Source organism: Trabulsiella guamensis ATCC 49490 (assembly GCF_000734965.1).
GTDB classification, from domain to species: Bacteria; Pseudomonadota; Gammaproteobacteria; order Enterobacterales; family Enterobacteriaceae; genus Trabulsiella; species Trabulsiella guamensis.
Genome location: NZ_JMTB01000130.1, coordinates 1 through 2,119 on the forward strand (window position 1 = coordinate 1; position 2,119 = coordinate 2,119).

Here is a 2,119-nt window from a genome sequence, read left to right on the forward strand (position 1 = left end):
GTCGCCTGGCCCGTCTGGCTGAGCAGCGGGAGTCCGGTGAAATCGGCCTGTCCGGTGATGCGATTTTTCAGGCGGCCATCATTATTGAATCCCTTTGCGGTGCTACCGAAAAAGCAGTGGAAGGCATTGAGCGCCTTGAGCGGTCTGAGACGCAGCTTATCGATGAACGTGACATGGCTGAAACCGCGCTGGCTGATATGTATATGGCCGTAACAGGGGAACCGCCGGAGTGGAGTAACCATTTTACCTTCGGTGATGCAGTTGAGCGCGTTAAGGAACGGCTGACACAGATTGAGTCAATGGTATATGAGTTACGTGACGCCATGTTGACCCTGGCGGGAGAACATCAGCTATGACTAAAGCACTCAAGCCGCTGAGCAGTGCGCAACGTGACACCATCAGAAAAATGGCCGCCATTCTCGTTTGTGCTGAAATCGAAGTCAGAGCCGTTGCGCCAGCGTTTGAAAAAACAACGGGTAATAAGTATGACTCCGGATCTGCCAGTTCGTATCTGAACACCTTTCTGAACAGTAACCCGGAGTACAAACGCATCTGGAATATGCTGCTGAAAGATAAGGTCAGTTGCGAACGTGACTTCCTTGAGAGGCTCAGGAGGGATAATGGCAAATGAACGCCAGACGCGCGGCCGACCGTCAAAGATTGACCTGTTGCCGGAATCCATCCGGGATCAGCTTCATCAGATGCTTCGCGATAAACGCCACACCCAGGAAGAGATCCGCGACGCCATCAACGAGCTGATTGACAGCCACAACCTGCCGGAGGACATGCAGCTCAGCCGCACCGGTCTTAACCGTTACGCAAGCCGCATGGAACAGTTCGGCGCCAAAATTCGTGCATCGCGGGAGATGGCCGAAATCTGGGCAACAAAACTCGGCTCTGCGCCGACGTCCGACGTCGGCAAACTGCTGCTGGAGTTTGTCAAAACCCTCGCCTTCGAAACTTCGATGGAGATGTCCGAGCGCGATAAGGTTGTGGAGCCCAAAGCGCTCGGCCAGCTGGCGCTGGTCGCCCAGCGTCTGGAGGCGGCGGCAATGGCGAGCCACAAGCGCGAGAAAGAGATCCAGCAGGAATTCGCGAAGAAAGCCGCTGAGCAGGCGGAAAAAATCACGCGCTCTGCCGGGTTGTCGGCTGAAACGGCTGCCGATATCAAGCGTCAGATTCTGGGGATTGCCGAATGACTATCATGTCGCCTGACAAACAGCTCACCAGTCAGTCTGCTGCCGCAATACTTTCCGGTGAGTTCGACAAAAGCCAGTTACTGCTTCCTTACCAGAAGCGCTGGATTGCTGATACCTCTCAGTTGAAGATTGCTGAGAAGTCCCGTCGTACCGGACTGACCTGGGCGGAGGCCGCAGACGCCGCGCTTAATGGCTCAATGTCAGTTGAGGCCGGGGGCTGTGATACGTTCTACGTCGGCACGACTAAGGACATGGCCCGTGAGTTTATTGATGCCTGCGCGATGTGGGCTAAAGCCTATGACCGCGCGGCTTCTGATATTGGCGAAGAGGTTCTGAAGGACGAAGACAAGGATATTCTGGTCTATGTTATCCAGTTTGCCAGCGGTTATAAAATTAAGGCGCTCTCCTCCAACCCGTCTAACCTGCGTGGTATGCAGGGTAATGTCATCATTGATGAAGCTGCGTTTCAGGGTGATCTCGCCGCAGTGCTGAAAGCGGCACTACCACTGACCATGTGGGGCAGTAACGTCCGACTGATCTCCACCCACAACGGTATCGATAACCTGTTCAATACCCTCATTACCGACAGCCGGGCCGGGAAAAAACGCTACTCTGTTCACCGCGTGGATATTGAAACGGCCATCGCTGAAGGTCTGTATCAGCGTATCTGTCAGGTCACCAAAAAAGACTGGTCTGCTGAGGCCGAAGCCGAATGGCTGGCGAATATGCTGAACGATACCGCCACCGAAGAAGACGCCCGCGAGGAATATTACTGCGAGCCGAAGAACGGCGGTGGTGTGTATATTCCCCGCTCCCTGCGTGAGCGTGCCGCCCGTGGCCCGACGATCGTTCTGCGCTTTACCGGTACACCGGCGTTCAACGCCATGCCGGAAGGACAGCGTCGCATTGATATGCAGGAA

Annotated in this window: 4 protein-coding genes; all 4 read left to right on the forward strand. The window is 55.1% G+C overall.

The features are described 5' to 3' along the window. Positions 1-356 (forward strand): hypothetical protein (locus GTGU_RS26405; RefSeq protein ID WP_051857436.1); only part of this gene is annotated, 356 nt, incomplete at its 5' end. Further along, the gene (locus GTGU_RS22920) at positions 353-631 is read left to right on the forward strand and encodes a hypothetical protein (RefSeq protein ID WP_038163210.1); all 279 of its coding nucleotides are present in this window, start codon (positions 353-355) and stop codon (positions 629-631) included. The genes GTGU_RS26405 and GTGU_RS22920, both read left to right, overlap by 4 nt. Further along, a complete protein-coding gene (locus GTGU_RS22925; RefSeq protein WP_038163214.1) occupies positions 621-1,199 on the forward strand; it encodes a DUF3486 family protein in 579 nt (192 codons plus the stop codon). Before GTGU_RS22920 ends, GTGU_RS22925 begins: the two co-directional genes overlap by 11 nt. Next, positions 1,196-2,119: terminase large subunit domain-containing protein (locus GTGU_RS22930; RefSeq protein ID WP_038163217.1), on the forward strand; the 924-nt coding region annotated here is incomplete at its 3' end. The genes GTGU_RS22925 and GTGU_RS22930, both read left to right, overlap by 4 nt.